This is a genomic window from Lacimicrobium alkaliphilum (genome assembly GCF_002591895.1).
Classification (GTDB): domain Bacteria; phylum Pseudomonadota; class Gammaproteobacteria; order Enterobacterales; family Alteromonadaceae; genus Lacimicrobium; species Lacimicrobium alkaliphilum.
In genome coordinates this window covers 123,317-149,136 of the sequence record NZ_NISX01000010.1, presented here as the reverse complement: position 1 = coordinate 149,136, position 25,820 = coordinate 123,317, and the positions used below count along the sequence as shown (strand labels likewise).

Annotated in this window: 24 protein-coding genes; 19 read left to right on the top strand and 5 right to left on the bottom strand. The window is 50.1% G+C overall.

The window, feature by feature from the left end; all coding sequences use genetic code 11:
• Positions 1-23 precede the first annotated feature (23 nt).
• The 3 genes from CDA54_RS11390 to yciH all read right to left on the bottom strand — a co-directional run bounded on the left by CDA54_RS11390 (position 24) and on the right by yciH (position 3,876).
• A complete protein-coding gene (locus CDA54_RS11390; RefSeq protein ID WP_099035139.1) occupies positions 24-2,399 on the bottom strand; it encodes a penicillin acylase family protein in 2,376 nt (791 codons plus the stop codon).
• A gap of 75 nt (positions 2,400-2,474) precedes the next feature.
• Positions 2,475-3,272, bottom strand: a complete 798-nt coding sequence (locus CDA54_RS11385) for a response regulator (RefSeq protein ID WP_099035138.1) — start codon at positions 3,270-3,272, stop codon at positions 2,475-2,477.
• A gap of 283 nt (positions 3,273-3,555) precedes the next feature.
• A complete protein-coding gene (gene yciH / locus CDA54_RS11380) occupies positions 3,556-3,876 on the bottom strand; it encodes a stress response translation initiation inhibitor YciH (RefSeq protein WP_099035137.1) in 321 nt (106 codons plus the stop codon).
• Between the two features lie 160 nt (positions 3,877-4,036).
• Between yciH and CDA54_RS11375 the strand changes: the two genes are divergently transcribed.
• From CDA54_RS11375 to CDA54_RS11340, 8 genes are all read left to right on the top strand, one after another.
• Positions 4,037-4,483 carry a GNAT family N-acetyltransferase gene (locus CDA54_RS11375; RefSeq protein ID WP_099035169.1) on the top strand — a complete coding sequence of 149 codons (447 nt, stop codon included), beginning with the start codon at positions 4,037-4,039 and terminating at the stop codon, positions 4,481-4,483.
• 145 nt (positions 4,484-4,628) lie between these two features.
• Positions 4,629-5,642: a Fe(3+) ABC transporter substrate-binding protein gene (locus tag CDA54_RS11370; protein WP_099035136.1), complete on the top strand. Its 1,014-nt coding sequence runs from the start codon at positions 4,629-4,631 to the stop codon at positions 5,640-5,642.
• Positions 5,643-5,746: 104 nt separating this feature from the next.
• Positions 5,747-7,324, top strand: coding sequence for an ABC transporter permease (locus tag CDA54_RS11365; RefSeq protein ID WP_099035168.1), 1,578 nt, complete (start codon positions 5,747-5,749; stop codon positions 7,322-7,324).
• Positions 7,324-8,379 carry an ABC transporter ATP-binding protein gene (locus CDA54_RS11360; protein ID WP_099035135.1) on the top strand — a complete coding sequence of 352 codons (1,056 nt, stop codon included), beginning with the start codon at positions 7,324-7,326 and terminating at the stop codon, positions 8,377-8,379. The genes CDA54_RS11365 and CDA54_RS11360 overlap by 1 nt, the downstream gene beginning before the upstream one ends.
• Complete coding sequence (locus CDA54_RS11355) at positions 8,379-9,176, top strand: S1/P1 nuclease (RefSeq protein WP_180237191.1); 798 nt, start codon at positions 8,379-8,381, stop codon at positions 9,174-9,176. Before CDA54_RS11360 ends, CDA54_RS11355 begins: the two co-directional genes overlap by 1 nt.
• 50 nt (positions 9,177-9,226) lie before the next feature.
• Entirely contained in the window at positions 9,227-10,225 is a 999-nt protein-coding gene (locus CDA54_RS11350) for an NAD(P)/FAD-dependent oxidoreductase (RefSeq protein WP_099035133.1), read from the top strand.
• 42 nt (positions 10,226-10,267) lie between these two features.
• Positions 10,268-11,020, top strand: a complete 753-nt coding sequence (locus CDA54_RS11345; RefSeq protein ID WP_099035132.1) for an EAL domain-containing protein — start codon at positions 10,268-10,270, stop codon at positions 11,018-11,020.
• Positions 11,010-11,471 carry a tellurite resistance TerB family protein gene (locus CDA54_RS11340; protein ID WP_099035131.1) on the top strand — a complete coding sequence of 154 codons (462 nt, stop codon included), beginning with the start codon at positions 11,010-11,012 and terminating at the stop codon, positions 11,469-11,471. The genes CDA54_RS11345 and CDA54_RS11340 overlap by 11 nt, the downstream gene beginning before the upstream one ends.
• Here the strand turns inward: CDA54_RS11340 and CDA54_RS11335 are convergent.
• Positions 11,468-12,757, bottom strand: coding sequence for an MFS transporter (locus CDA54_RS11335; RefSeq protein ID WP_099035130.1), 1,290 nt, complete (start codon positions 12,755-12,757; stop codon positions 11,468-11,470). The two genes, CDA54_RS11340 and CDA54_RS11335, sit on opposite strands and share 4 nt — an antisense overlap.
• A gap of 302 nt (positions 12,758-13,059) precedes the next feature.
• Here CDA54_RS11335 and CDA54_RS19595 point away from each other — a divergent pair, with 302 nt between their 5' ends.
• On the top strand, positions 13,060-13,233 hold the full coding sequence (locus tag CDA54_RS19595; RefSeq protein WP_180237190.1) for a hypothetical protein: 174 nt from the start codon (positions 13,060-13,062) through the stop codon (positions 13,231-13,233).
• 91 nt (positions 13,234-13,324) lie between these two features.
• Here CDA54_RS19595 and CDA54_RS11325 read toward each other — a convergent pair whose 3' ends face one another.
• On the bottom strand, positions 13,325-15,118 hold the full coding sequence (locus CDA54_RS11325; protein ID WP_099035128.1) for a sensor domain-containing diguanylate cyclase: 1,794 nt from the start codon (positions 15,116-15,118) through the stop codon (positions 13,325-13,327).
• Between the two features lie 285 nt (positions 15,119-15,403).
• Between CDA54_RS11325 and CDA54_RS11320 the strand changes: the two genes are divergently transcribed.
• The 10 genes from CDA54_RS11320 to pnp all read left to right on the top strand — a co-directional run bounded on the left by CDA54_RS11320 (position 15,404) and on the right by pnp (position 25,769).
• Positions 15,404-16,183, top strand: coding sequence for a substrate-binding periplasmic protein (locus CDA54_RS11320; RefSeq protein WP_143452284.1), 780 nt, complete (start codon positions 15,404-15,406; stop codon positions 16,181-16,183).
• Entirely contained in the window at positions 16,180-17,046 is an 867-nt protein-coding gene (locus CDA54_RS11315; protein WP_099035126.1) for an alpha/beta hydrolase, read from the top strand. Before CDA54_RS11320 ends, CDA54_RS11315 begins: the two co-directional genes overlap by 4 nt.
• Positions 17,047-17,341: 295 nt before the next feature.
• Positions 17,342-19,108, top strand: coding sequence for an aspartate--tRNA ligase (aspS, locus tag CDA54_RS11310; RefSeq protein ID WP_099035125.1), 1,767 nt, complete (start codon positions 17,342-17,344; stop codon positions 19,106-19,108).
• 2 nt (positions 19,109-19,110) lie between these two features.
• Positions 19,111-19,545 carry a dihydroneopterin triphosphate diphosphatase gene (gene nudB / locus CDA54_RS11305; protein ID WP_099035124.1) on the top strand — a complete coding sequence of 145 codons (435 nt, stop codon included), beginning with the start codon at positions 19,111-19,113 and terminating at the stop codon, positions 19,543-19,545.
• 54 nt (positions 19,546-19,599) lie between these two features.
• Positions 19,600-20,349, top strand: a complete 750-nt coding sequence (locus CDA54_RS11300) for a YebC/PmpR family DNA-binding transcriptional regulator (RefSeq protein ID WP_099035123.1) — start codon at positions 19,600-19,602, stop codon at positions 20,347-20,349.
• A 9-nt stretch (positions 20,350-20,358) separates the two neighbouring features.
• Positions 20,359-20,883 (top strand): crossover junction endodeoxyribonuclease RuvC, encoded by a 525-nt coding sequence (ruvC, locus tag CDA54_RS11295; RefSeq protein WP_099035122.1) that lies wholly within the window; start codon positions 20,359-20,361, stop codon positions 20,881-20,883.
• Between the two features lie 232 nt (positions 20,884-21,115).
• Entirely contained in the window at positions 21,116-21,733 is a 618-nt protein-coding gene (gene ruvA, locus CDA54_RS11290) for a Holliday junction branch migration protein RuvA (RefSeq protein WP_099035121.1), read from the top strand.
• Positions 21,734-21,767: 34 nt separating this feature from the next.
• Entirely contained in the window at positions 21,768-22,775 is a 1,008-nt protein-coding gene (gene ruvB / locus CDA54_RS11285; RefSeq protein ID WP_099035120.1) for a Holliday junction branch migration DNA helicase RuvB, read from the top strand.
• Between the two features lie 5 nt (positions 22,776-22,780).
• Entirely contained in the window at positions 22,781-23,170 is a 390-nt protein-coding gene (locus CDA54_RS11280; protein ID WP_099035119.1) for an MmcQ/YjbR family DNA-binding protein, read from the top strand.
• Positions 23,171-23,654: 484 nt separating this feature from the next.
• Positions 23,655-25,769 (top strand): polyribonucleotide nucleotidyltransferase, encoded by a 2,115-nt coding sequence (gene pnp, locus CDA54_RS11275; RefSeq protein ID WP_099035118.1) that lies wholly within the window; start codon positions 23,655-23,657, stop codon positions 25,767-25,769.
• Positions 25,770-25,820 lie beyond the last annotated feature (51 nt).

The window sequence follows — 25,820 nt, the reverse complement described above, 5'->3', positions numbered from 1 at the left end:
TTTATGGTTTGTACCGGTTTTTGTCAATCATTATCCGGGGTTAATTTTAGTCTGTAGTCAATTCTGCCAGGTAATAGTGGCGTTGGTTCACCAGTTCGCCAGGCTTCATGTCCGTGATTAAAATAGGGGGTTAAAGGGTGGCCACTCTGACTGGATGGCATATTCAGTATGGCATGTTGCTCCTGACCCGGAGAGACGACAAGTCGCTGCGAGGCCCCAAAGTCGTGACGAGAAACATTGGGCATAAAACTGTCACCGGCCAGTGGCCGCTGTGGCATATCCGTCAGTATTCCCAGAAGTGGCACAAAATCACTTAAGGGGTGCTTTATCTGAACCTGGTTTACCTTGCCCCAACTCAGCTCCTGCCAGTTGCCGTATTCTTTGGTCAGATTCTGCAGCATTTTTTTCAGTGTTAATTCAAATAATGACGCCCAGCTATCAAACCCTTCAGGTAAGAGGTGAGTGGGTTGTTCAGTAACAAGCTGCCAAAGCGGGATCTCTAGTTGATTACGGATTGCTCGATAACTGAAATCAGGGTGTTTTTCCTGCATCAGTCTGAGCAAGTCCTGATAGACAGTATCTCTTAAGGTAAGCCTGAACTGGCGCACCAGAAGATAGGCAAGACTTTCGCTATCTGCTCTTGCTGACCAGTTATTTAGCAGTTGGCTAATGACTGAAGCCTGAGGATGCGAACTCTCCGGCAGTATTTGTGTCAGCATCAGGTCCCGCCATGGGCTCAGGAATAAGGCTCTGTTGTCCATTTGTATTGCTAAAAAATCATCTTCGGTAAATGTCGTTTTTGCCAGCAGCTGGTCTCTGATTTGTTGCGCCCGGGCTCCCAGTGCATAGCCACCGTCACCAATCTTGTCGTAGTCCTTGCCCCCAATGACTCTGGAATTAGCCGTCCACAAACGTTGATTTTGTGGGTTGATCATTGTCGGGTAATCCGCGCCCTGGCGATAGCCGGCCCAACCCATTGAACCATCACTCCAGTCACTGATATAACGGCCGTCAAAGCCAAAACGAATTGGCATTGGTCCGGCGATCGTCCAGCCTATATTGCCCTGCGCATCGGCCAGCATAATATTCTGTGCCGGTATGCCCACTGAGGCAGCGATGGCAACACCTTGCTCAACATCCGTTGCCGCCTCCATGGCAAGCAAGTTCAGGTTGGCTCCCTGCGGGTCATGAGCAACCCAGCGGTAAACCAGTGGCCTGCCATTTTCATCTTCACCAATCACCGGCCCCCAGATGGTCTCTTTTATCCGCTGTTTTTCGGGTTGTTCACCTTTTATTTCAATATTCCGGGTCGGGTAGCTAAACGATGTGTAGCCTTGCGGGGTCAGATATCGCTCACCGGTTTCATCCAGTTTCAGACGAATCAGATCACTCCAGTCTCCATAGCTGTTGGTAAAGCCCCAGGCCAGTCTGGTATTGGTACCCACCACAACCAGTGGTGTACCAGGCAGCGACAGACCCGTAACCTGATGCGTCGAACTGTGATCCTGCCAATTGAGTTGTAAGCGATACCAGATGTTAGGAACACGAATGCCGAGATGCATATCATTGGCCAGCATAGCCGAGCCATAGGGGGTCAACTGACCACCAACAGCCCAGTTATTGCTACCGGGCAATAAGTCCTCTGATTCACCATCGGTGAGGACATTTGCTGTGGCAGCTACCTTTGGCCAGGAGGTTGGCGGAATCTTTGAGGCGGCTCTGACACTGTTATCAACGGGAGCATCCCAGTGGCTGCCCGCAGGATGCAGAAAGTTATACAACGGGGCGGGGAGATAGCGTTTGATTAAATCCAGGCTCAGATCGCGACGGCCATCATGATACTGCAGATCCAGGTACATGCTGAACAGTACCAGCAGTGTATCCTGTGCTTGCCAGGGCTGTAATTCGGCCTGAATCAAATAGTACTCAAACGGTTTGGCTGAAAGCGCCCTGATACCCTGATTCACACCGTCAGCGTAAGCATCAAGCAACGCTTTGTCCTTTGCCGGCATAGTATTCAAACGTTCCCGGGCCCTCTGTCTGAACCGGTGCAGACCAATTTCCCGGTCTCGCTCAAGGGCGGCCCGGCCAAACAGGAAAGAAAGCTCTCCTGCAGCATTGCGCCTTAATAAATCCATCTGAAAAAAACGTTCCTGGGCGTGCACAAAGCCGGTGGCCATGGCCAGGTCACGGCGATTATCAGCATCGATGACCGCCATACCATTGCGGTCTCTGTTAAGACTGACAGACTGACCCAGGCCTTTGAGAGAGAGCTGTCCTTCAAGCTGAGGTAAACTGGCCCTGAGCAACACAAAGGCGCTTATGGATAGAATTACGGCCAGCGCAAACAGCGCAGCAATAACGAGTTTAATAGCGGGCAGAGTCCGGAAACGGGACATAGGTTATTTCCTGTAGGGGGCTTGCTAATCAAATTATCGCAAAGCCGTGACGGGTGTAGCCGTTACAGGCCCTTACTATTGCCCCAATAATGACATCAGCATTTTGCGCACTTCGGCTGATTCAAAGGGTTTATCACACAAAGCATTTACGCCCGTTTGCTGGATATTGCTCATGTGTGCATTGTTCGCTTCCGAGGTCACCATAATAATAGGTATATGGGCCGTATCCGGGTTAAAACGCACAAACTCAGATAACTCCCGGCCGTCCATTTCAGGCATATTGTAATCCGTAACCAGCAGATCAAAGGCTTGATCCTTAAGTAGGGTCAGGGCCATTGCGCCATTTTCTGCTTCGGTTATTTTTTTCAGGCCCATACCTTCGAGTACCCGTCGGATATGGTTTCTTGCCATGCGACTGTCATCTACCAGCAGCACCCGCACCTCGTGAACGTCGAACAAATCCAGTTCAAGCTCTTCGGTATTAATAATATCCAGGCTGGCATTTAGTGCCCGTGACAAATGGATGGGCTCGAAGGGTTTGGGTAAAATGGCCACCACGCCGGCTTGTTTAAACTCTTCAAGTTTGGCGGGGCGAAACTCACTGGAAACCAGCATAAAAGGAATAGCCTGGGTACTGGTATTGTTTTTAAGCTGGGTCAGTAGCTCCAACCCCGTACCGTCTTCAAAATACATGGCACTGACTACCAGATCAGCTCCGTGAGCATTGATGGCTTTTAATGCTGCAGAGACGGTTCCCGCCGTCTCTACCTGGCCAATATCTTCTTTAGCCAGCATGGCACTGATAATTTTACGCTGGGTATCTGATGGCTCTACCAGCAAGATGTTCAGCTCTGAACGGGAAATATGTTCCATTGGAACTCCTGAAATTGTAATTGGTATGAAGGCGTGCTGTTCTTTGGTGTATAAATTGTGTTCAACACTAAAATCTTCTGATCGCGACGCCGCTCTGCAGGCCTGGCGGACTCAGTCAAAATCCGGCAACAAACAGCAGAAGGCTTTGGGTTGAACCCTCAGGGCTGCGTCTGTAGCCCATGGATGCTGCGTTATCGTTCATTCATACAGAGAACTACACCACATTCCCTCTGCCTTGTCTAAATGCGCTTGCGAAATCATACACCAAAGAACAACACGCCCTTTAACCACCGGCGAGTTTGACCTGGAGCCCCTTTTTTTCCAGAGCGGCCTTTATTTTATCCCGATTGTCACCCTGTATCTCGATTAACTGGTCCTTGACAGTGCCGCCTGTTCCACAAAGCTTCTTCAGTTCACTGCACAATTTTTTTATCTGCTGCTCATCCATCAGCATTCCGCTGATGGTGGTGACCCCTTTACCTTTGCGTCCCTTGGTTTCTCTGCGCAGGCGAACGATACCATCGCCTTGGGGGACAGGCGGCTTGTGCTGCGGTGTATTGATTCTGCCTTTGTCAGTGGAGTACACCAGATTGGCGTCTTTCATTGCAATAGCCTCTGCTCGTGTCGTTTTTCAGCCTCTTTTTCTACCTCTATATTAAACGACGGTGACAGTTTTTTATAGCCTTTCAATGGGATAGAATCCAGCCTTTGATGTGTCCTTGGGGGCAGAGCTCCCGGGCTGGAAGGAAAGTAATATGAAAGAAGTGACATTGCGTCAGGCAAAAGCAGAGGATTTGGATGCACTGGTTTCATTTAACCAGGCTATGGCTCAGGAGACTGAGGGCAAAAGGTTGGATCCGACCACCCTTCGTCAGGGCGTGAACGGGTTGCTAACCCATCCTGAGTATGGATTTTATCTGGTGGCCGAACAGGAAGGGGAAATACGGGGCAGTCTTGCGGTTACGTTCGAATGGAGCGATTGGCGCAATGCGCTATTCTGGTGGATTCAGAGTGTGTATGTGAGCCCATCGGCGCGCCGTCAGGGTATTTATGCCGGTCTGTATAACCGTGTTCAGCTTTTGGCAAAAGAACAGGGCAATGTATGTGGATTCCGCCTGTACGTAGAAAAAGATAATGAAGTGGCGCAGCAGACCTACAAGAACCTCGGGATGCAGGAATGTCAGTATTATATGTACCAGAGCAAGGATTAAGGCAGGTCCTCCCATAGAGAAACTGTTTTTTTGGGTAACCTACCCCTCAGTTGTTATAGAGAATCGTTCTCAGGTGGGTTAGCATTGTCGTCCTGAAACGCTTCAGGTCGGGTTTCACCAGAGTGTATTGTCGGTAAGGAATATTATGTACAAAGTCGTCAGTGTCATCGTTTTCTCATTTATTTTTCTCGCTATTCCTGCAAAAAGTGCAGAGGTCAATGTTTACTCGGCACGAAAAGAAGCGTTGATTAAACCGGTTCTGGATTCATTCAGTACGAAGACTGGCATCAGGGTTAATCTGATCACCGGTAATGCCGATGCGTTGATTTCCCGCATCGCTTCGGAAGGAAAGTTCAGTCCTGCAGATGTATTGATCACCACCGATGTGGGGCGCTTGCAACGTGCCAAATCGAAAGGACTTCTGCAGCCTGTTGAGTCCGATATGTTGACAAATTGGGTGCCAGCCAGACTAAGAGACTCCGATAACCAATGGTTTGCGCTGACCAAACGAGCCCGTACTATTATGTACGCTAAAGAAAGAGTCAGCGCCGATGAGCTCAGTAGCATTGAAGGGTTGAGTGAAGATAAATGGAAAGGGCGTATCTGTGTGCGCTCTTCCGGCAATATTTACAATCAGTCTATGGTTGCGGCGTTGATTGAACAGCTAGGTGAACAGCAAACGCTTGAATGGGCGAAAGGCCTGGTATCAAATTTTGCCCGCCCTCCGAAAGGAGGCGACAGAGATCAAATCAAAGCCGTGGCCGCAGGACAGTGTGATATTGCGATTGCCAACACCTATTATCTGGCCGGGATGCTGACCGACAGTGACGATACCCAGGTGCAAGCTGCACAAAAAGTGAGTGTTTTCTGGCCCAATCAGGGGGACCGCGGCGTGCATGTAAATATTTCTGGTGCGGGTATCGCCCGATTTGCTGCAAACAAAGAAGCGGCTAAAACCTTGCTGGAATTTATGCTTACCGAAAAGGCTCAGGCCTGGTATGCAAAACATAATGGTGAGTATCCGGTTAGAGAAGGGGTTGAAAAGAGTGCCGTACTGAAACGGTTCGGTGACTTTAAGGCGGAAAGTATTCCACTGCAGCGTGTTGGTGAGTTAAACAGTGCGGCGTTGGTGTTGATGGATAACGCCGGCTGGAAATAGCAGCGCCCGAAACCTTTTAAACAGGATTACTTTTGTTGTCAGCATCACATGTAACTGCCGGCCCGGCCAGAATATGGCGTCTGGCATCCCTGGGGCCAGCTCTGATGCTGGCCTTGCCTGTTGTTGTGGTGATGCTCAGTGTGCTGCAACCGCAATGGCAGGTCTGGCAACATCTTGCACAGACAGTATTGTGGGACTATATCAGTAACAGCCTGCTGCTGGCCTTTGGAGTTGGATTGGGCACCCTGATACTGGGTACATCGCTGGCATGGATCTGCCACCACTATGAGTTTCCGGGGCGCAGCGCTTTCGAATGGTTGTTACTGCTGCCAATGGCCATGCCAGCCTATATTATCGCCTATTGCTACACCGGATTGCTGGATTTTGCCGGTCCGGTTCAAACCGCTGTGCGTGAACAAACGGGGTGGGCCTACGGTGATTACTACTTTCCGGAAGTAAGGTCCCTGGGCGGCGCGATCCTGATGCTGACCCTTGTGCTTTATCCCTACGTATTCATGCTGGCCCGAAACGCTTTTCGGGATCAGGCCCAAAGTCTTTTGGAAGTAAGCCGTGCAGCCGGGCTGAGCCCAACCGGGTATTTTATTAAAGTGGCCGTGCCGATGGCTCGTCCAGCGATCCTTACCGGTGTGGCGCTAGCTATGATGGAGGCTTTTGCTGATTTTGGCACAGTGGAATATTTTGGTGTCAACACGTTTACAACCGGGATATTCCGCACCTGGTTTGGTTTAGGAAATGCTCAGGCAGCTGCCCAGCTCTCGGCCCTGCTGACCACTTTCGTGCTGTTGTTACTGCTGCTTGAGCGTGGCTCACGCAGTAAAATTAAATATTACTATCAGGGGCATAAACATCACTCACAGAATCCCCAGCGTCCTTCTGCGCTGGTGTCAGTGGTATTGCTGTGTTGCTGCCTGCTGGTACTGGCCGCGGGGTTTCTGATTCCGCTTTTGATGTTGATTAACTGGGTATGGGGGACGGGTCTGGCGCAGTTTAACGGGCAGTTCCTTAGCCTGATGTGGAACAGCTTCTCGCTGGCGTTAGTGGCGGCATTTTTAGTGCTGGTGCTGGCACTGCTGTTTGCCTATGGGCGCAGATTACGCGACGACCCGCTGATCAGGATGCCGGTTACGCTGGCATCAATGGGCTATGCCGTGCCGGGTACGGTGATTGCTGTAGGTGTGATGTTGCCGCTGGCCTGGTTTGACAAGAGTCTGGATGCGCTGATGCAGGCCTGGTTTGGTATCAGTACCGGGCTGATGTTTTCCGGCACCCTGTTTGCGTTGTTGCTGGCTTATGCGGTGCGTTTTCTGGCGGTTTCTCTGAATCAGGTTGAAGCTGGACTGGAGCGTATTAAACCGAGTATGGACCAGGCTGCTCAGAGCCTCGGTTTCGGGCCGCTGAAATCACTTCAACGTATCCATCTGCCAATCATGAAAGCCAGTCTGCTCAGCGCTGTTTTGCTGGTTTTTGTGGATGTACTCAAAGAGTTGCCCGCAACCTTGATCCTGCGACCCTTTAATTTTAATACGCTGGCGGTACGCACTTATGAACTGGCGTCTGACGAAAGGCTCAGCGACGCCGCACTGCCTGCTCTTTCCATTCTTGTGGTGGGTATTCTGCCTGTTATTATTCTGGCCCGTGCCATGAATCGGGAGAGTCGTTGATGTTAAAGCTGCAAAAGATCGTAATTGCCTACCAGCAACAACAGGTTGTAAACGCATTTGATCTTGAGCTCGACAGCGGAGAGATTGGTTGTCTGTTGGGCGCCTCTGGCTGTGGCAAGACTTCGGTGCTCAGAGCTATCGCCGGATTTGAGCCGGTCAGGGCAGGGGAGATTCTTTTACATCAGCGCATTGTCAGCAAGGTAAATCAGAGCCTTGCACCGGAAAAACGAAAAGTCGGTATGGTGTTTCAAGATTTTGCATTGTTTCCGCACCTGACAGTGGAACAAAATGTCGCCTTTGGACTTGGCACGTGGCCATCTGCACAGCGTAAACAAAGAGTGGCTGAGTTGCTCGGGCTCGTGGAGTTGAGTGATTATGCGCACCGATATAGCCATGCCCTATCTGGCGGGCAGCAGCAGCGGGTTGCTCTGGCCCGTGCTATGGCCCCAAAACCCGATGTCCTGCTGTTGGATGAGCCTTTTTCCAGTCTCGATTCAGAGCTCAGAGAAAGTCTCGCCAGTCAGGTCAGAAATATTCTGAAGCATGAAAACATTACCGCGCTGATGGTCACTCATGACCGCACTGAGGCCTTTGCGATGGCCGATAAAATTGGTGTCATGTCTGATGGACGCATGTTGCAGTGGGGCACACCGGCTCAGCTCTACCATCTTCCGGACAACAAACTGGTGGCTGACTTTATCGGAAAATGTACGTTTTTATCGGCCACAGTAACCGGTGACCGAACCGTGGAGTCGGCGCTGGGAGTGCTGGATTGTGGCTATTCTCTGCAGGCACCCTGCAATACATCAGTAGAATTAATGATTCGTCCGCATCAGCTTTGTTTTACTGAGCAAAGTGATGTGAAAGCAAAGATATGCGACAAGGTCTTCAGGGGCGCTGATTTCCTCTATCAGCTTGAGCTGGAAAATGGTGAGCAACTTTTTTGTGCTGCGGCGATAGAAGAGGATTTTCCCCAGGGGCAATGGGTGGGAATCGAGTTGAATCTGAATCAGGCGGTGTTGTTTCCAGCAGAGTCAGAAGGGATGTTGGCATAATGCGTCATCAGGTGTTGGAGGTTTCTGTTGTTTTTATCGGCCTCATCATTATGCTCTGGGGCAATAACGCTGATGCGTGGGGAGAGAAAGGTCACCGTGCGGTGGCTCAGGCCGCCTATGCGAAACTCAGGCCACAGGCTAAGCAGGCAGCAGATACATTGTTGGCTGCCAAAGACTTTGGTTCGCTGGCAGATGCCGCAGTGTGGCCGGACCTGGTACGGGATGCGAAACTGCCTCAATACAGTCACACCGGCCCCTGGCACTATGTTAATCTGGCGCAGTCCGCAACCTCCTTTAATCGTTCCAGAGATTGTCCGAAAAGCTGTGCTGTCATCGCGCTGGAGCAGATGCAGAAACAACTGAAACATGCAGACCAGCAAAAGCGCGCCGAGGCGCTGGCTTTTATCGTCCACCTGGTTGCCGATTTGCATCAGCCGCTGCATGTTAGTTATGGCCACGATCGTGGCGGCAATGACTATCCTGTAAAGGTGGGCAAGGAAAGATTCAGCCTGCATTATTACTGGGATGTGTATGTCCTCAGAAACGCTGGCAGTGCCCGCCAGTTGGCGGGATATCTTGTTTCCCGCCAGGGGCTGGCGCAGATAAAGCGCCAACAGGTGGCGTCAGTATCCCAGTGGCTGAATGAGTCCTATGCTATAACCCGGCGTATTTATTCCCGTAAGCCGCACAGCATATCGCCGGCAGCTTTTCAGCAGGACCAAAAACAAGCGCTGGAACGGCTGGCACTGGCAGCGGCGCGTCTGGCATATTTACTGAATAACCAGTTATCCGATTGATCCTGCGCTGAAGGCCAGCGTAAGTGTCTGTTTAAGTTAATATCATTGATATGGCAAAAATAGCAATTATTGGTGCCGGTGTTTCCGGTAGTCTGCTGGCGTATAAATTGTCTTTAGATGGGCATGCCGTGTCCATACTGGAAAAATCCCGGGGCAGAGGAGGCCGTTGCACCAGCAAACGCACTGAGTGGGGCAGGTTTGATATTGGCGCCCCCTTTATCCGGACACATGATGAAAAGACAATCAACCTGCTTAGCCAACTGGAAGGCGCAGAAGTAGCCCGGCGCTGGTCTGTATCCCCCGTTGATTATACGTTCAATAGCCAGATGACTACGGATGTTCAGGCGCAGCATACCGATGAAAGGTTTTATGTTTTTACGCCCGGTATGAACGCTGCCTGCCAATACTGGCAGCAGTACTGTGAACTGATTACATCGGCCAGGATAACTCGCATCCAACAGAACGGTTCAGGATGGAAGTTGTCTGACCAACAAGGTGAATATGGCGTTTTTGACTGGGTAATAACTACGCTGCCCTGGCCTCAGGTGCATCCGTTATTAGCGGAGCATTTTGAGGGTTTGCCACCTCAGTCTGAAGCGCAGTGGTTGTCCTGTCGCACTCTCGCCATGCAGTTTGATAACATGATAACCCCACCTTCAGATTTGATTTACTTACATAACTCGTCGTTACAACTTTTGGTTTGTGACAGCGCAAAGCCAGGTCGGGAAAAGGCAACATGGCCGATTTGGGTTGCCCATTCAAATCACATTCCGTCCACTGAAAATCTCTGTACTGATGAAAGTGACTGGGCTGAAGGTGCCTGTGCGCAGGTCGCCGCAATTTTCGGGCAAACGAGCTTAATGATGCGCCACCGTTATCAGCATGTTTGGCGTTACGCGCGCTTATCCCATCAGGGTCAACGTCCCGGTATTTTGCTGGATCCCGCAAAGAGATTGGCAGCTGCAGGCGACTGGTGTATAGGTGGTTCAATCCCTGCTGCGATTAAAGCAGTCCAGCGGCTCCATTCGCAATTAGCACAAATTCTCTGATATTCTATATTTCAGTAATTTATCACAAGTCAGGAATATTCTATGCGACCTTGCGACAGTTGTGATTGTGATGTGCCGTTAGATTTTTCCATCGCCATGGCCTATCAGCCCATTGTTGATGTGGTAGAGGAGTCCATTTTTGCTCATGAAGCCCTTGTGCGTGGTGAAAATGGCGAAGGTGCCTGGGAAATTCTCTCCAGGGTGACTGATGAAAACCGATACAGCTTCGATCAAACCTGCCGTACAACGGCGATAAGATTTGCCGCTGAACTGGGCTGCAAACAGCGACTGAGTATTAATTTCTTACCCAATGCGGTATATGAACCTGAAGCTTGTCTGCAATTCACCCTCAAAGCTGCAAAGAAATATGATTTCCCTAGGGAAAAAATCATCTTCGAAGTGACAGAGCACGAGCGCGTAGATAGTGGAAAAATTGTTGAAATATTCAGAACTTACCAGACAAGGGGGTTTCTGACCGCGATAGATGATTTCGGTGAGGGTTTCGCCGGCCTTAACCTGCTGGCGCAGTTTCAGCCTGATATTATCAAACTCGACATGCAACTGATTCGTAATATTCATCAGGACAAGGCTAAGCAGGCCATAATCAAGGGGATTGTGTTAACGTCAGAACTGCTGGATATTACGGTGCTTGCTGAAGGCGTTGAGACACGCGAAGAGTTTAATTATCTCAAGGCGCAGGGGATCCGCTATATGCAGGGGTATTTCCTGGCAAAACCGCAATTTATGCAACTGGCAACCATGGAAGATGTAATGAAGAATATTTATGATAACTAAGTTAAAGAGCTGGCTGGAGGACAACCTCAATAGTCGTCCTGACGATGAGAATGAACTGCAACTGGATCTGGCTACCGCGGTACTTTACTGTGAAGTGATTCGGGCCGATCACGATCTGGATGAGCAGGAGCAGGCGTTAATGCAATCCATGCTGATGAGCCAGTTTCAGCTCTGCGAGTCCCAGGCCAAAGAGTTGATTCACAGTTCGGGCGATGAAGCGAAACATGCGGCTGATCTGGTGAGTTTTACCCGTTTGGTGAATGCGCGTTGTGAGGCAGAGCAAAAAAACCTTATTCTGGAAAACCTCTGGCAACTGGCCTACGCCGATGATCATCTCGACCCTCATGAAGAGCATATTATCCGCCGTATCGCCGATCTGTTGTATTTACCCCACAGCCAGTTTATTCAGGCCAAGCTCAGGGCTCAGCAGGCGAACGACGAAAAAGGTTAACCTTCCACTTCCTTCATTTTCCAGGTGCTGATGGCGCCAAAAAGGCCTGATAAACCCAATATCAGTACTACCGCAGGCAGTGAATAACTGGCAATCACTGATGTCAGTGCGCCAAACAGCAACAATAGTACTCCGATCAGGCTGTTGCTGACTGAGACATAGTCGGTGCGTTTTACACCCCCCGCCATATCTACCAGATAAGTCTGACGACCAATTCTGACACCAGAGTGAGCAACACTGAGTACAAAGTAAAATACCGCATACAGATACACATTCTGCTCTGACATTAATACCTCCACCACAAACAACGCCAGACAGCACAATGCGGCGATGAGTCCACCACGAAACATGACCTGGCGGCTGGACGTATCTGCCATCACCCCCCAGATACTGGCTGACAGACTGGCCCCCAGACTGGATGCCAGCAAAAACGATGCAAATAATGCTGGCGTACCGGCTTTTTGTTGCGCCAGTAGCAGAATAAATGGCGAGGCTAACGCCGAGCCCATCAACAAGGCTCTTGATACGACAAAGTGTCGAAAGTCAGCGTCTGTTTTCATCAGTGACAGATTATTCCAGCCTTCCCGGATGGCGTTTTTCCCTCCTGAGGTTTCGCCGGGTTGCTCGTCCACCAACATAAAAATTATGCTGGCAAAGATCCAAAGCAGGCCAGCCAATACTAATAACAGGTTGTAAAACGTGACCGTAGGATCTTCAGTGCCGGAGAAAAAAGCCAGGCTGATGATGACCGTGATTGCCCCGGAAATGGTGCTGGCGATACCAGAAAGTCGGCCGCGGCGTTTTTTAGGGATGGTTTTACCCTGAATATCTTTGATGGTTACAGAACACATGCCTCTGGCAAGACTGAATATTACCAGTAACAACAGTACCGACATGCCGGCCTGCAGCGCATTCAGTGTCCAGATGGCCAGTGCCATGCAGATTACACATACCCCCTGAAGCAGGCTCCCGGTGAGCCAGAATGCCTTGCGTTTTGGATGGCGGCGCACCCAGGCACCAATCGCCAGCTGCGGGATCAGAGAACCGGACTCCCTTATCGGTACCAACATAGAGATTATTGCCGCAGGTGCGCCGATACTACCCAACAGCCAGGTCAGGACGATTTTGGGTGAGGCGAGTAAGTCACCTAATTTGGTCAGCACCAGACAGGCAGTGATAAGCAGAAAATTACCCGGTACCTGATTACAGGCTTTTTCATCCAGATCCTTGCAGGCACGGCCTTCGTGCTCCGCATCAATCAGTTGATAAATATCCGTTATTTTCATTTTCTATCTGTCGATGGATGGTCAGTAAAAATAGCTTACCAAAGTGAACAAGGCACGGACATGACTGATTCACTGATTAACAATTGAGATAGAAAAAAAACTGAAAATTCCAGTTTACATCTGATCATTAAATGATCGCCGATTGATCTGGATCAAGGGCGGTTACAATTTGTACAGATGAACTGATCAAAGATTAATAACCCTATGTAAACTATGGTTAATGAATTTTTATTCATTTTTTATATTTAATTATAAATAAAAAATAGAGTGCCAATAATAATAGAATTACCCTGAGAGGCCTTATGAAGGACAATGGACCTGTTACACAGATAGAAGAACCCTTGCAAAAACACGCCAATATTCTCTCCACCACTCAACCCGATGGAAAAATCACCTACATCGGGCACCCTCAAACTGTTCAGGCTGCGTATAGGGTAAAACATAACGGCAAACAGTTATTTCCTGCTGATGTCTGAATAGCAAAAGCAGCGAGTCTGTTCGAGTGCTTTTCAGCTATGTTGTTATTACACTGAATTTTATGTTTTTTGGGCAGGTTCCTGGTCTTTTTTAACTGTCTTTTTTGCCCGTTTTTGTGCGATTACGTCCGGCTTCTTTGGCTTGGTAAAGCCGCCGATCGGCTTGCTTGAACAGGGTACTGACTTTGTCATTGTTATCCGGAATGATAGTAGCAATACCCAGACTCAGAGTGACGCGATCATGTTCGTCGATATCGTCCCGTTCAAGGTTCAGATCAATAATGGCCTGACGCATTTTCTCTGCCATTTCTGTGGCACCTTGTTCATCTGTCTGAGGCAGGATCACCGCAAACTCTTCACCACCATATCTGCATACAGTCTCTCCGGGCCGTTGTGGTTGCTGGTCCAGCGCTTTTGCTACGGCTTTGAGGGCATCATCGCCTTTTTGGTGACCATAATGATCATTGAATGATTTGAAGTAATCAATATCTGCGATGATCATAGAAAGGGGGTGGCGGTGGCGCACTGCCCGTTTCCACTCCTGGTCGATTGTTTCATCGAAAGTACGCCGGTTAGCAATACCGGTGAGGCCATCCTGACGGGATTGTTTTTTCAGTTTAAGGTTGGCCTTACGCAAGGCGGCGGTACGTTTTTTTACTCTGGACTCCAGCTCTGTGATTGCCTTTTGAAGTTCGCTGGCCAGACTACGTACCGTATCTGAAAGGTATGTCACTTCGCGGATAAGGGTATTTTTTTGGGGCAGACTTTGTAAACCAGAAAGTGATCCGGACTGGGCCAGAGAGGCGATTTTACTGATGGGGCTAGCAATACTATGGGCCAGATAAAAGCCGACCAGCGTGATCAATACCAGCATCAGAACAATTAAAGTCACGGCACGATAAGTACTTTGAATAACGGCACTGGTAAAGGTCTGCTCCGGTATCACCACGCCGAGCCACCAGCTATTGCCAAACCCCAGCTCCAGCTTTTGCAGGTTGAGCAGATAAAGCTCACCGCTGATATCAATGCTCTCAGAAATCTGTTGTTGTTGCGTTAGTTTGCCAATTGTTTGCAGTAACGGTGATGGATGTGCGCTCAGCTTCAGCCGGTGTGTGTCATCTTCTGCACTGGTTAAGGGCATATCCGGAGCCGATGTGGCAACCAGCGTGCCATCTGACTCGGCGATAAAGGCATAGCCCCGATCTTCAGCCACCAGTGAGGCCAGAAAGTCGCTGATTTGTGTTAATGCCATTCCGGTGGCACTGACACCGAGAATTTCGCCCTCTTCGTTGGTAATGGTTGCTGACACGCCAAGGCCAAAAACAGGAAAACCAATATAGCGGCTGATATTACCCCAGCTGATATCGGGATGGGCGTGTATTGCGGATATATAAAAGGGCCGCTGGCGGGGATCATAAGGGGGTAATTGGGTAATTCGTTGACCAATCAGATCCTGTTCTGTGGGCCGGTGAGCGCCCAGTTCAGCGTTGCTACTGATAAAATTAACTGCCAGATGGGGAGGCTGCTGAGAGTCCGGATCCCGGGCCGATGCAATATAGCGTCCATCGGTACTGGCAACCGAGATAAAGGTCAGGTGTTTGTACAGGCGCATTTGTCTGAGTAGCGGGGCGGCCAGCGACGCCGGTCTGTGAATATCGAGGCTGCCGTTTGACAGTGCGTCACGATTAACCCGGACGATCTGGTGCAGGGGCGCCACCAGACCAGACACATAATCTGCCATACTGTCAGTGTATTGCACCATTGACTGCTGCGCCGCCTCTCTGGAGGCTGCATGGTTATTATACAGCAATATACCACTGATGATTGCCGTCGCCAGAGTAAACAGCAGCGTAAAGGGGATAATGATCACTAACCGCAAAGGCAATCGATAATTCCTGTGTTTGTTGCCATGTTACTGTATCGGATATTACTCGGTGAGCTGGAGGATAAAGCTCACCACTCGTATAAGTTATGTGCTTTGTTGACACAACGCAATGCTTTAAGTGGGAACGTGCTGAATTTCCATTCAAAGTATCCCGGGTATGCTTGCCATCTGCTCTGACAGTCATGGGCAACAACAGGCTATGAGACTTAAAAAGTGGCTCGCTGAAGCCGTGATTTACGCTATGTTTGAATAATAGATGCAATCTGACAATAGTGAGTTAAGAGATTGAAAATATTCGCTCTTCCTTGTGTTTTACTGAGCCTGTGGATGCCCTTGTCCGGTGCGCAGGAGAGTATTGATATAGCTACCGGGGAATGGCCGCCATATACCTCTGCGTCTTTGCCCCAGGACGGTTATGTCAATCATGTGGTGCGCAGTGCATTTGGGGAAATGGGGATTCAGGTGAGCTTTATTTACCAACCCTGGGCCAGAAGTTACGAAGGGGCGAAAAAGGGGGATTATGCGGCGACGTCGTACTGGTATCAGGACCCCAAACATCAGGCAGATTTTTTGCTCAGTACTCCTCTGACCAAAGAAAAGGTGGTATTTTTCCGTCGTAAATCCGGGCGGCCTCTGCACTGGGATGAGTTGGCGGATTTTGATGATCTGAGAATCGGGCTGTCGCGCAGCTATACCTACACGCAGGCGCTGTGGGAATATGCTAACGCCAACCCACACAGAATATCTGTGGTGAATACTGACACCCAGAATATTAAAATGCTGTTGCTTGAGCGTATTGATCTGTTTCCCGTTCAGGAACTGGTGGGCTGGAACCTGGTGCATGGGCTGTTTGCCCCGGAACAGGCAAACCGGATAGAAACATTACAACCCCCATTGAGTGAAAAAACCGGTCACCTGTTGTTTCCTAAACGCAATGCCGGAAGTGAGAGATGGCGAGATCTTTTTAATCGGGGGCTGGATAAACTGAAGAAAAAAGGCCTGCTCGAACAATACCGGGAAGATCTGATTATGGGCGGATACGCCAGGCCCGGCGAAGACGAATGATGTTGCGGCTATTGGCTTTTATCCTGTTCGCTTATCTGCTGATACTGCGACTATTTTTATTCATATTGTTTGCCTATTTGTTGTTGCTGGCAGCAGTCTATCTGCTGCAGCAACGATTACTCTATTTCCCTGACCAATCCAGAGCAAGTGAGCGTCAGCTTGAAGATCTGGCATTGCGGGTCTGGCCTGAACAGGATTTCAGAGGTTATCTGACTGGCGAAACAGCGCAGCAACAAGGTACGGTGCTGGTATTTCACGGTAATGCCGGGGCAGCCTGGCACCGCAGCTATTACGCCGAGGCTCTCAAGCGACAGGGTTACAGGGTGCTGTTAGTGGAATATCCCGGTTATGGCGGCAGACCCGGAAAGCCTGATCAGCACACTCTGACCGAGGACGGCCTGGAAACACTGAACAAGGTGCAACAGCACTTTGACGGCCCGGTGTATCTGTGGGGGGAATCACTGGGCGCGGGAGTTGTGGCATCAATTGTCGCCAGGTTGCCCGAAGAATCAGCTGTGGCTGGGGTGATACTTATGGCCCCCTGGGATTCATTGACCAATCTGGCTCAGCATCATTACTGGTATCTGCCGGTTCATTGGCTGATCAAAGACAGGTACAACAGCATCAAAAACCTGTCCGGCTTTGATAAGCCCGTGGTCATTCTGGTGGCCGGAAAAGACAAAGTGATACCCAACAGACACAGTCTGGCGTTGTATGATGCACTGGCGGCAAAGAAATCACTCTGGCGCTTTGACGATGCCACCCATAACAGCTGGCCCTATTCCCCTCAACAGCGCTGGTGGAAAGAGGTAATGACCTTTGTTTCTGACTCGGCTACTGTGCATGATAACTCGGCAAATTAGCCGGCCTTCGAACTCGCATAATCGCTCATTTTGGGTATACTATGCGGCCTTTATTTTACGCTGAATCCGGTAGTTGCTGCGCGGTCGATAGCGCGTCCTGATGATTGATCTGGTTAGATGAAAAATTGTGTTAAAGCCAACAAGGTGGCCACAGGGTTTTTCATTGTGCAGACCCGAATCACAGAGATACGTTGTCACGTCTGGCGAAATCCGGGGGCAGGCAATCTAACGATGCCCGCTGGCACAGGGTTACTGGTGCTTATCGGGCCGTTTTTAAACATAGACAGGTAGTTTCATGCGCACAGATTATTGCGGCAATATCAATGCATCTTACACCGGGCAGGACGTGACACTCTGTGGCTGGGTAAACCGACGCCGGGATCTCGGTGGGGTGATTTTTCTCGATCTGCGGGATCGCCAGGGTATTGTGCAGGTTGTGTATGACCCTGACCTGGCCCAGGTTTTTGAACAGGCTAACAAGGTACGCAATGAGTTTTGCGTACAGATAAAAGGTCTGGTGCGTGCCCGCCCTGAAGGGCAGGTCAACAAGGACATGTCTACCGGTGAGATTGAAATCCTCGGCAAAGAGCTGACGATATTAAGCAAATCTGCCCCCCTGCCACTGGACTCCAATCAGGAAAACTCCGAAGAGCAACGCCTCAAATACCGTTATCTGGACTTGCGCCGCCCGCTGATGACACAGCGTCTGATGTTCCGCGCCAAAGTCACCGGTGCTGTGCGTCGCTATCTGGAGCGAGAAGGTTTTCTGGATATTGAAACCCCCATTCTGACCAAAGCCACGCCGGAGGGGGCCAGGGATTATCTGGTACCCAGCCGCACTCATAAAGGTGAATTTTTTGCTCTGCCGCAGTCACCACAGTTGTTCAAGCAACTGCTGATGATGTCGGGTATGGACAAGTATTATCAGATCGTCAAATGTTTCCGTGATGAAGATCTGCGCGCCGATCGCCAGCCTGAATTTACCCAGATCGATCTGGAAACCTCATTCCTCGATGCTGATGGGGTAATGTCGATTACCGAAGGGATGATACGCAGTATTTTTAAAGAGTTACTGGATGTAGAGTTAGGCGACTTTCCGCAAATGACCTATGCGGATGCGATGCGCCGCTTTGGCTCTGACAAGCCGGATTTGCGGAATCCGCTGGAGCTGATTGATGTGGCTGACCTGGTTAAAGATGTTGAGTTTAAGGTCTTCTCCGGTCCGGCAAATGACGCCAAAGGCCGGGTAGCCGTGATCCGGGTGCCGGGTGGTGCAGGTCTGTCGCGCAAGCAGCTCGATGACTATGCCAAGTTTGCCGGTGTTTATGGAGCCAAAGGGCTTGCCTGGCTGAAGGTGAATGATAAAGATGCCGGTATCGATGGATTGCAATCACCTATCCTTAAATTCCTTGGCGAAAATGTCGCCAGCGGGTTGTTGGAGCGCACCGGGGCACAGAGCGGCGACATTCTGCTGTTTGGAGCTGATTCAGCCACCGTAGTGACAGAAGCTCTGGGCGCTTTGCGTCTGAAGCTCGGTGAAGATATGGATCTGCTGCAAGGTGAATGGAAACCATTGTGGGTGGTGGACTTCCCCATGTTCGAGGAAGTTGAAGGTGAGCTTTATGCGCTGCATCACCCCTTTACCGCGCCCCGAGACCTCACTGCCGAACAACTGGCTGCCGATCCGGTCAATGCCTTGTCGAATGCCTACGATATGGTGTTAAACGGGGTTGAGCTGGGTGGGGGATCGGTACGTATTCATGATCAGAGTATGCAGGCTGAAGTGTTCCGTATCCTGGGTATCTCTGACGAAGAAGCGGAACTCAAATTCGGCTTTTTACTGGAGGCGCTGAAGTATGGTGCGCCTCCTCATGCGGGCCTGGCGTTTGGATTGGATCGCATGGTGATGCTGATGACCGGTGCGACTTCTATTCGTGATGTGATGGCTTTTCCCAAGACTACCACTGCTGCCTGTCCGCTTACCGATGCTCCTTCCGCGGCCAATCCCCAGGCTTTGCAGGAGCTGGCTATCGAAGTGAAAAAGGCTGAAAAGCAGGACTGAATTTGAGTTTTAAACGACCGGAATCGGTGCTGGTGGTGATTTACGATCACCACCAGCAGGTACTTCTGTTACAGCGGCTGGATGATCCTGAATTCTGGCAGTCGGTTACCGGCACCATGGAAGTGCAGGAAACCCCCTTTGATACGGCTCTCAGAGAAGTATGGGAAGAAACCGGTATTGATATAATCCAGCAAGGCTACCGGCTTGAGGATCACCAGCAGATCAATCATTACCCTATCCGATCAGCATGGCGTTACCGTTATGCACCGGATATCACTCATAACAAAGAACATGTGTTTAGCCTGAAGGTAGATCCCGGGCAGTCCGTTATGCTTACCGAGCATAGTGCGTACCAATGGCTGAAGATGGGGCAGGCGGCTGAGAAGGTCTGGTCACAGAGCAATCGGCAGGCTATTTTAGAGTGGGTCCGGAGTTGATATGCTCAGCAACATATTTTCATCGATCTGACAATGCTTTTCAGGAGGAGATGGATGGCAGGACACAGTAAATGGGCCAATATTAAACATCGTAAGGCGGCTCAGGATGCCAAACGCGGCAAGATTTTTACCAAGCTGATTCGCGAGCTGGTGACGGCGGCCCGCGAAGGCGGAGCCGATCCTGATGCCAATCCGAGATTGCGGGCGGCTATCGACAAAGCGCTATCGAACAATATGAAGAAAGACACCGTGGATAATGCGGTGGCCCGTGGTGCCGGAAATGCCGATGGCGACAATATGGAAACCGTAATCTACGAAGGCTATGGCGCTGGTGGAACCGCGGTGCTGGTGGAAACGATGACAGACAATATCAATCGTACCGTCAGCGATGTACGCCATGCGTTTTCCAGACACGGCGGTAACCTCGGTACCAATGGGTCGGTGGCCTATCTTTTTACCAAGCAAGGCGTTATCAGTTATCCGGATGATACCGACGAAGAAACATTGATGCTGACGGCTCTCGATGCAGGAGCAGAAGATGTACAAAATAATCAGCAAGAGGGCTTTGAGGTGTATACCAGTCCTGAGCTGTTCGGTAAGGTGAAAGATGCACTGGATGGAGCAGACCTGTCGGCTTCTCATGCAGAGGTTACATTGGTGCCTTCGACTAAAGCTGAATTGGATGAAGAAACCGCACCAACGCTGATTAAGTTAGTGGATGCCCTGGAAGATCTGGATGATGTTCAGGAGGTTTATACAAACGCTCATATCAGTGATGAGATTCTGGAAAACCTTGATGAATAAGGGCCATCGTTGAGCATCATTCTGGGCATCGATCCCGGTTCAAGGATCACAGGCTATGGACTGATCCGCCAGCAGGGGCAAAAGTTTGAGTACTTAGGCAGTGGTTGCATCCGTTTATCAGATGCGCCTTTACCTGAGCGCCTGCAGCAGATTTATAACGGCGTCAGTGAGATTATTCAGCAATTTCAGCCCGGGGAAATGGCAGTAGAGCAGGTGTTTATGGCCCGCAATCCCGATTCTGCCCTGAAGCTGGGGCAGGCCAGGGGAGCCGCCATTGTCGCGGGCACCAACAACGGCCTGCTGTTGGCTGAGTATTCTGCCCGTCAGATTAAACAGGCGGTGGTGGGTAAAGGTGGAGCGGCCAAAGAACAGGTGCAGCATATGGTCAGCTATTTGCTTAAATTACCCGGCAGACCTCAGGCCGATGCTGCTGATGCACTTGCAGTGGCTCTGTGTCACGGTCATACAAGCCAGAGCCTGATTAAGTTATCCGGTCAGGCGAGTAAAACCGTACGTGGCAGATTGAGGAAATAAAAGCCACAGAGACATAGAGAACACAGAAGTTTAAAGGCGGATTAGCGCAAATTTACGAGCAAAGCTGAGGAAGATAACGGTACTAAAAACTCTGCGAACTCAGCGCCTCTGCGTGATCTTCAGCTTTAATTTATCTGATCTCGCAGGGGCGCAAAGGCGCAGAGGAATAGCTCATCAATCCTTAAACCTCTGTGACTCTGTGGTTAAAATACTATAAACAGGAAGACGTAAAATGATAGGCCGAATTCGCGGGATACTGGTTGAAAAGCAGCCGCCACAGATTTTGATCGAAGCGGCCGGAGTGGGGTATGAGATCCAACTGCCGATGACCAGTTTTTACCAGTTGCCTGATGCCGGTGAAGAAGTCACCGTATATACGCATTTTGTTGTACGCGAAGACGCGCAGTTGCTGTTCGGTTTTGCTAATCAGTCGGAGCGGGCCCTGTTTCGTGAATTGATCAAAGCCAATGGTGTGGGACCAAAAATGGCACTGACCATTTTATCGGGTATGTCGGCGGCACAATTTGTAAATTGTGTTCAGCAACAGGATGTGAACGCGCTGGTCAAACTTCCCGGAGTCGGTAAAAAGACCGCTGAGCGACTGTTGGTCGAGCTCAAAGACAGGCTCAGTAGTCTGATAGGGGACAGCGCTGATAATCAGCTTGCGGCACAGGCTAACCCGGTTGAAAATACTTTTGTGGTAGCAGATGATCCCAAAGAAGAAGCCATCAGTGCGCTGGTGGCACTGGGGTATAAACCAGCCCAGATCAGTAAAACAGTGAATAATTTGCATCGTCAGGGCATGACAAGTGAAGATCTGATTCGGGAAGTACTCCGGTCAATGCTGTAGATCAGCGTTTCTTATTGCATAGGAAATAAATAAAATGATAGAAGCCGATCGTCTGGTTGAGCCTGTAGCCAGTAATGAAGATGAAGTCATAGACAGAGCCATTCGCCCGCGGTTGCTGGCGGATTATACGGGTCAGGATCATGTCTGTGAGCAGATGGAAATCTTTATCCAGGCGGCCCGTAACCGTAAAGACGCGCTCGATCATTTGTTGATTTTTGGTCCACCCGGATTAGGTAAAACCACGCTGGCAAATATTGTGGCTAATGAGATGGGGGTGAGTATTAAAACCACCTCCGGGCCGGTTCTTGAAAAGGCCGGTGATCTGGCCGCTTTGCTGACAAACCTCGAAGCACACGATGTGTTGTTTATAGACGAGATACACCGTTTAAGTCCGGTGGTAGAAGAAATTCTCTATCCGGCGATGGAAGACTATCAGCTGGATATCATGATTGGTGAAGGGCCAGCGGCGCGCTCCATAAAACTCGAATTGCCACCTTTTACGCTGGTTGGGGCGACGACCCGGGCGGGCTCGCTGACATCACCCCTGCGCGATCGGTTTGGCATTGTGCAGCGTCTGGAGTTTTATAATATTGGCGACCTGACCACAATAGTAACCCGCTCTGCTGACTACCTGAACCTGCAACTGGAGCCAGAAGGAGCACTTGAAGTGGCCCGCCGTGCCCGTGGCACACCGAGGATTGCCAATCGGTTGTTACGCCGGGTGCGGGATTATGCCGAGATTAAAGCCGAGGGGCATATCAGTGCCGATGTGGCGTCTAAAGCATTGGATATGCTCGATGTGGATACCCAGGGATTCGACTATATGGATCGCAAACTGCTGAATGCCATTATCGATAAATTCAGCGGCGGCCCTGTTGGACTGGACAATCTCGCTGCCGCCATTGGTGAGGAAAAAGAAACCATTGAAGATGTGATAGAGCCTTACCTGATTCAGCAGGGTTTTTTGCAGCGTACGCCGAGAGGCCGGATTGCCACGCAGCGTGCCTTTTTGCATTTGGGTTTTGATATTAAAACGGAGTAACCGCGGTGGATTATCAGCAGGCCAGGGACTATCTGTTGCAGAAACCGGAAACGATTGAGGACTATCCATTTGGCCCCGATGTCGCGGTGTATAAGATTCTCGGCAAAATGTTCGCGACCCTGGGCACCGAAAAAGATACCGATGGCAAGCCACAAGGGCGGATGAATCTCAAATGTGATCCCACTGAAGCACTGATGCTCAGAGAAATTTTCAGTGCCGTGATCCCCGGCTACCATATGAATAAGAAGCACTGGAATACTGTGATACTGGATGGTTCTGTACCGCAAGGTGAGCTTAAACGGATGATCGATCTCTCTTATACCCTGGTGGTAAAAGGCTTACCCAAAGCCAGACGTCAGGGGTTGATGGCTAAATATGGCGAACAACTGGAATAGTTTGCAGTTATCAGCTTTCAGTTATCAGAACAAAACGCTTTTCACCACAGAGTCTTAGAGGGCACAGAGAAATGCAGGGCCTGTGCCTTAAAATCTCTGTGACCTCTGCGTCTCTGTGGTTAAATTTCTTTTCGTGCTTTTTACTCCGGACTATCCCTGTCCTGCGCCCGTGGCCGCCATTAAACTACTGGCGTTAAAAATCGCTCCAGGCGATTTTTTGTGTGGTTAGTGGTAAAAGTTTTTTTCTTCTGAACGCTGAGGCCTGCCAACTGAAATCTGCCATGCCTATGTCACAGAATTTTCTCTGTTTTTAGCCCGCACGAGCCGCTATACTGTGCGCCGCAATTAAAAAGCGAAAGAAACTATCAATGTAAGAGCCCCCGCAAAAGACAAGGGGCTGTGTGAATACAAGCCGGTAACAGTCCGGGCTTGGATAAATGCAGTGATTTTGTTGAACGGTTGGCTCCCGGAAAGGATATAAAAAGTGACACCTATTACTAAGACTTTTCAATATGGTCAGCATACCGTAACTCTTGAAACCGGCGTTATCGCCCGCCAGGCCACTGCCGCTGTAATGGCAAGCATGGACGATACATCTGTATTGGTTACTGTAGTTGGCAAAAAAGAAGCTAAGCCGGATCAGAATTTCTTCCCTCTGACGGTAAATTATCAGGAAAAAACCTATGCTGCGGGTAAAATCCCCGGTGGTTTTTTCAAACGTGAAGGCCGCCCTTCCGAATATGAAACACTGACTGCCCGACTGATTGACCGTCCTATTCGTCCTCTGTTCCCGGACGGTTTTATGAACGAAGTTCAGGTGGTCATCACTGTGGTATCTGCAAACCCGGATATCCCCACCGATGTGATCTCAATGATCGGTACCTCTGCGGCACTGGCAATCTCCGGCATCCCCTTCAGCGGTCCTATTGGTGCTGCCCGGGTAGGTTATAAAGATGGTCAGTATATGCTTAATACGCTGGTATCTGAGCAACCGGAAAGCCAGTTGGATCTGGTTGTAGCCGGTACTGAAAGTGCAGTACTGATGGTCGAATCCGAAGCCAACATGTTATCTGAAGAAACCATGCTGGGCGCGGTAGTTTATGGCCATGAGCAGTCACAGACGGTTATCAGCGCCGTTAATGAATTCGCCGCTGAAGTGAATGCACCGAAGTGGGACTGGCAACCGCCTGCAGAAAATACGTCACTGAAAGCCAGAATCAAAGAACTGGCTGAAGAGCAGATGACTGAGGCTTACCAGATCTCCGATAAAATGGCTCGTAAAGATGCGATCACCGCACTGACCGATAACGTTGTTGCGCAGATTGAGGAGCAGGATCAGGAACAGGACAGCAAAGAAGTTAAAGAGCTGTTGCATGAACTGGAAAGTGACGTTGTACGTTCACGCATTCTTGCCGGTGAGCCACGCATCGATGGCCGTGACCCGCAGATGATCCGCGCTCTGAATGTGGGTACCGGCATCCTGCCCCGCACCCATGGTTCTGCGTTGTTCACCCGTGGTGAAACCCAGGCTCTGGTTGCAGCAACCTTAGGTACTGAACGTGATGCGCAAATGATAGATGAGCTGGGCGGTATGACCAACAGCCGCTTTATGCTGCATTACAACTTCCCTCCTTATTGTGTCGGTGAAACCGGCATGATTGGCTCGCCTAAGCGTCGTGAAATCGGCCACGGACGTCTGGCCAAGCGCGGTATCCAGGCGGTAATGCCTGATGCCGAAGAGTTCCCGTACGTGATCCGGGTAGTATCGGAAATTACCGAATCTAATGGCTCATCATCCATGGCCTCCGTGTGTGGTACCTCACTGGCACTGATGGACGCAGGTGTTCCGATTAAAGCGTCCGTAGCGGGTATTGCCATGGGGCTGGTTAAGTCTGATGACAAGTTCGTCGTGCTGTCCGATATTCTCGGTGATGAAGACCACCTGGGTGACATGGACTTTAAAGTGGCCGGAACCGAAGAAGGTATCACTGCCTTGCAGATGGATATCAAGATTGAAGGTATCACGCAGGAAATCATGCAGGTTGCACTGAAACAGGCTAAAGAAGCCCGTCTGCATATTCTCGGTGTGATGGACCAGGCCATTAATAAGCCTCGCGAAGAGATGTCTGAATTTGCTCCGCGTATATACACCATCAAGGTAGAGCAGGATAAAATTCGTGATGTTATCGGTAAAGGCGGTGCGAACATTCGTTCCATCACGGAAAAATCCGACACCAACATTGAAATTGAAGATGACGGCACGATTAAGATTTTTGCTGCCGAGCGAGCTAAAGCTATGCTGGCCATCGAACTGATCGAAGCCATCACTGCCGATGTGGAAGTGGGTAAAACCTATCATGGCAAGGTAGCACGTGTTGTTGATTTTGGTGCCTTTGTAGAAGTATTGCCCGGCAAAGATGGCCTGGTACATATTTCGCAAATTGCCCATGAGCGCGTTAATAATGTCTCAGAGCATCTGCAGGAAGGCCAGATGGTAGACGTCAAAGTAATGGAAATTGACCGTCAGGGGCGTATTCGTCTGAGCATGAAAGAACTGCTTGATAAACCTGCACAGCAGGAACAGCAATCAGACGACTAAGATACTCTGCCGTTTCACGGCGATATCTGTACGTAAATAAATGGCATCCGA

Bases quoted from the DNA above. Each gene is read 5' to 3' on its own strand.
- CDA54_RS11390 (WP_099035139.1), bottom strand. From the start codon at position 2,399: ATGTCCCGTTTCCGGACTCTGCCCGCTATTAAACTCGTTATTGCTGCG.
- CDA54_RS11385 (WP_099035138.1), bottom strand. From the start codon at position 3,272: ATGGAACATATTTCCCGTTCAGAGCTGAACATCTTGCTGGTAGAGCCA.
- yciH (WP_099035137.1), bottom strand. From the start codon at position 3,876: ATGAAAGACGCCAATCTGGTGTACTCCACTGACAAAGGCAGAATCAAT.
- CDA54_RS11370 (WP_099035136.1), top strand. From the start codon at position 4,629: ATGTACAAAGTCGTCAGTGTCATCGTTTTCTCATTTATTTTTCTCGCT.
- CDA54_RS11365 (WP_099035168.1), top strand. From the start codon at position 5,747: ATGCTGGCCTTGCCTGTTGTTGTGGTGATGCTCAGTGTGCTGCAACCG.
- CDA54_RS11360 (WP_099035135.1), top strand. From the start codon at position 7,324: ATGTTAAAGCTGCAAAAGATCGTAATTGCCTACCAGCAACAACAGGTT.
- CDA54_RS11355 (WP_180237191.1), top strand. From the start codon at position 8,379: ATGCGTCATCAGGTGTTGGAGGTTTCTGTTGTTTTTATCGGCCTCATC.
- CDA54_RS11350 (WP_099035133.1), top strand. From the start codon at position 9,227: ATGGCAAAAATAGCAATTATTGGTGCCGGTGTTTCCGGTAGTCTGCTG.
- CDA54_RS11345 (WP_099035132.1), top strand. From the start codon at position 10,268: ATGCGACCTTGCGACAGTTGTGATTGTGATGTGCCGTTAGATTTTTCC.
- CDA54_RS11340 (WP_099035131.1), top strand. From the start codon at position 11,010: ATGATAACTAAGTTAAAGAGCTGGCTGGAGGACAACCTCAATAGTCGT.
- CDA54_RS11335 (WP_099035130.1), bottom strand. From the start codon at position 12,757: ATGAAAATAACGGATATTTATCAACTGATTGATGCGGAGCACGAAGGC.
- CDA54_RS19595 (WP_180237190.1), top strand. From the start codon at position 13,060: ATGAAGGACAATGGACCTGTTACACAGATAGAAGAACCCTTGCAAAAA.
- CDA54_RS11315 (WP_099035126.1), top strand. From the start codon at position 16,180: ATGATGTTGCGGCTATTGGCTTTTATCCTGTTCGCTTATCTGCTGATA.
- aspS (WP_099035125.1), top strand. From the start codon at position 17,342: ATGCGCACAGATTATTGCGGCAATATCAATGCATCTTACACCGGGCAG.
- CDA54_RS11300 (WP_099035123.1), top strand. From the start codon at position 19,600: ATGGCAGGACACAGTAAATGGGCCAATATTAAACATCGTAAGGCGGCT.
- ruvA (WP_099035121.1), top strand. From the start codon at position 21,116: ATGATAGGCCGAATTCGCGGGATACTGGTTGAAAAGCAGCCGCCACAG.
- ruvB (WP_099035120.1), top strand. From the start codon at position 21,768: ATGATAGAAGCCGATCGTCTGGTTGAGCCTGTAGCCAGTAATGAAGAT.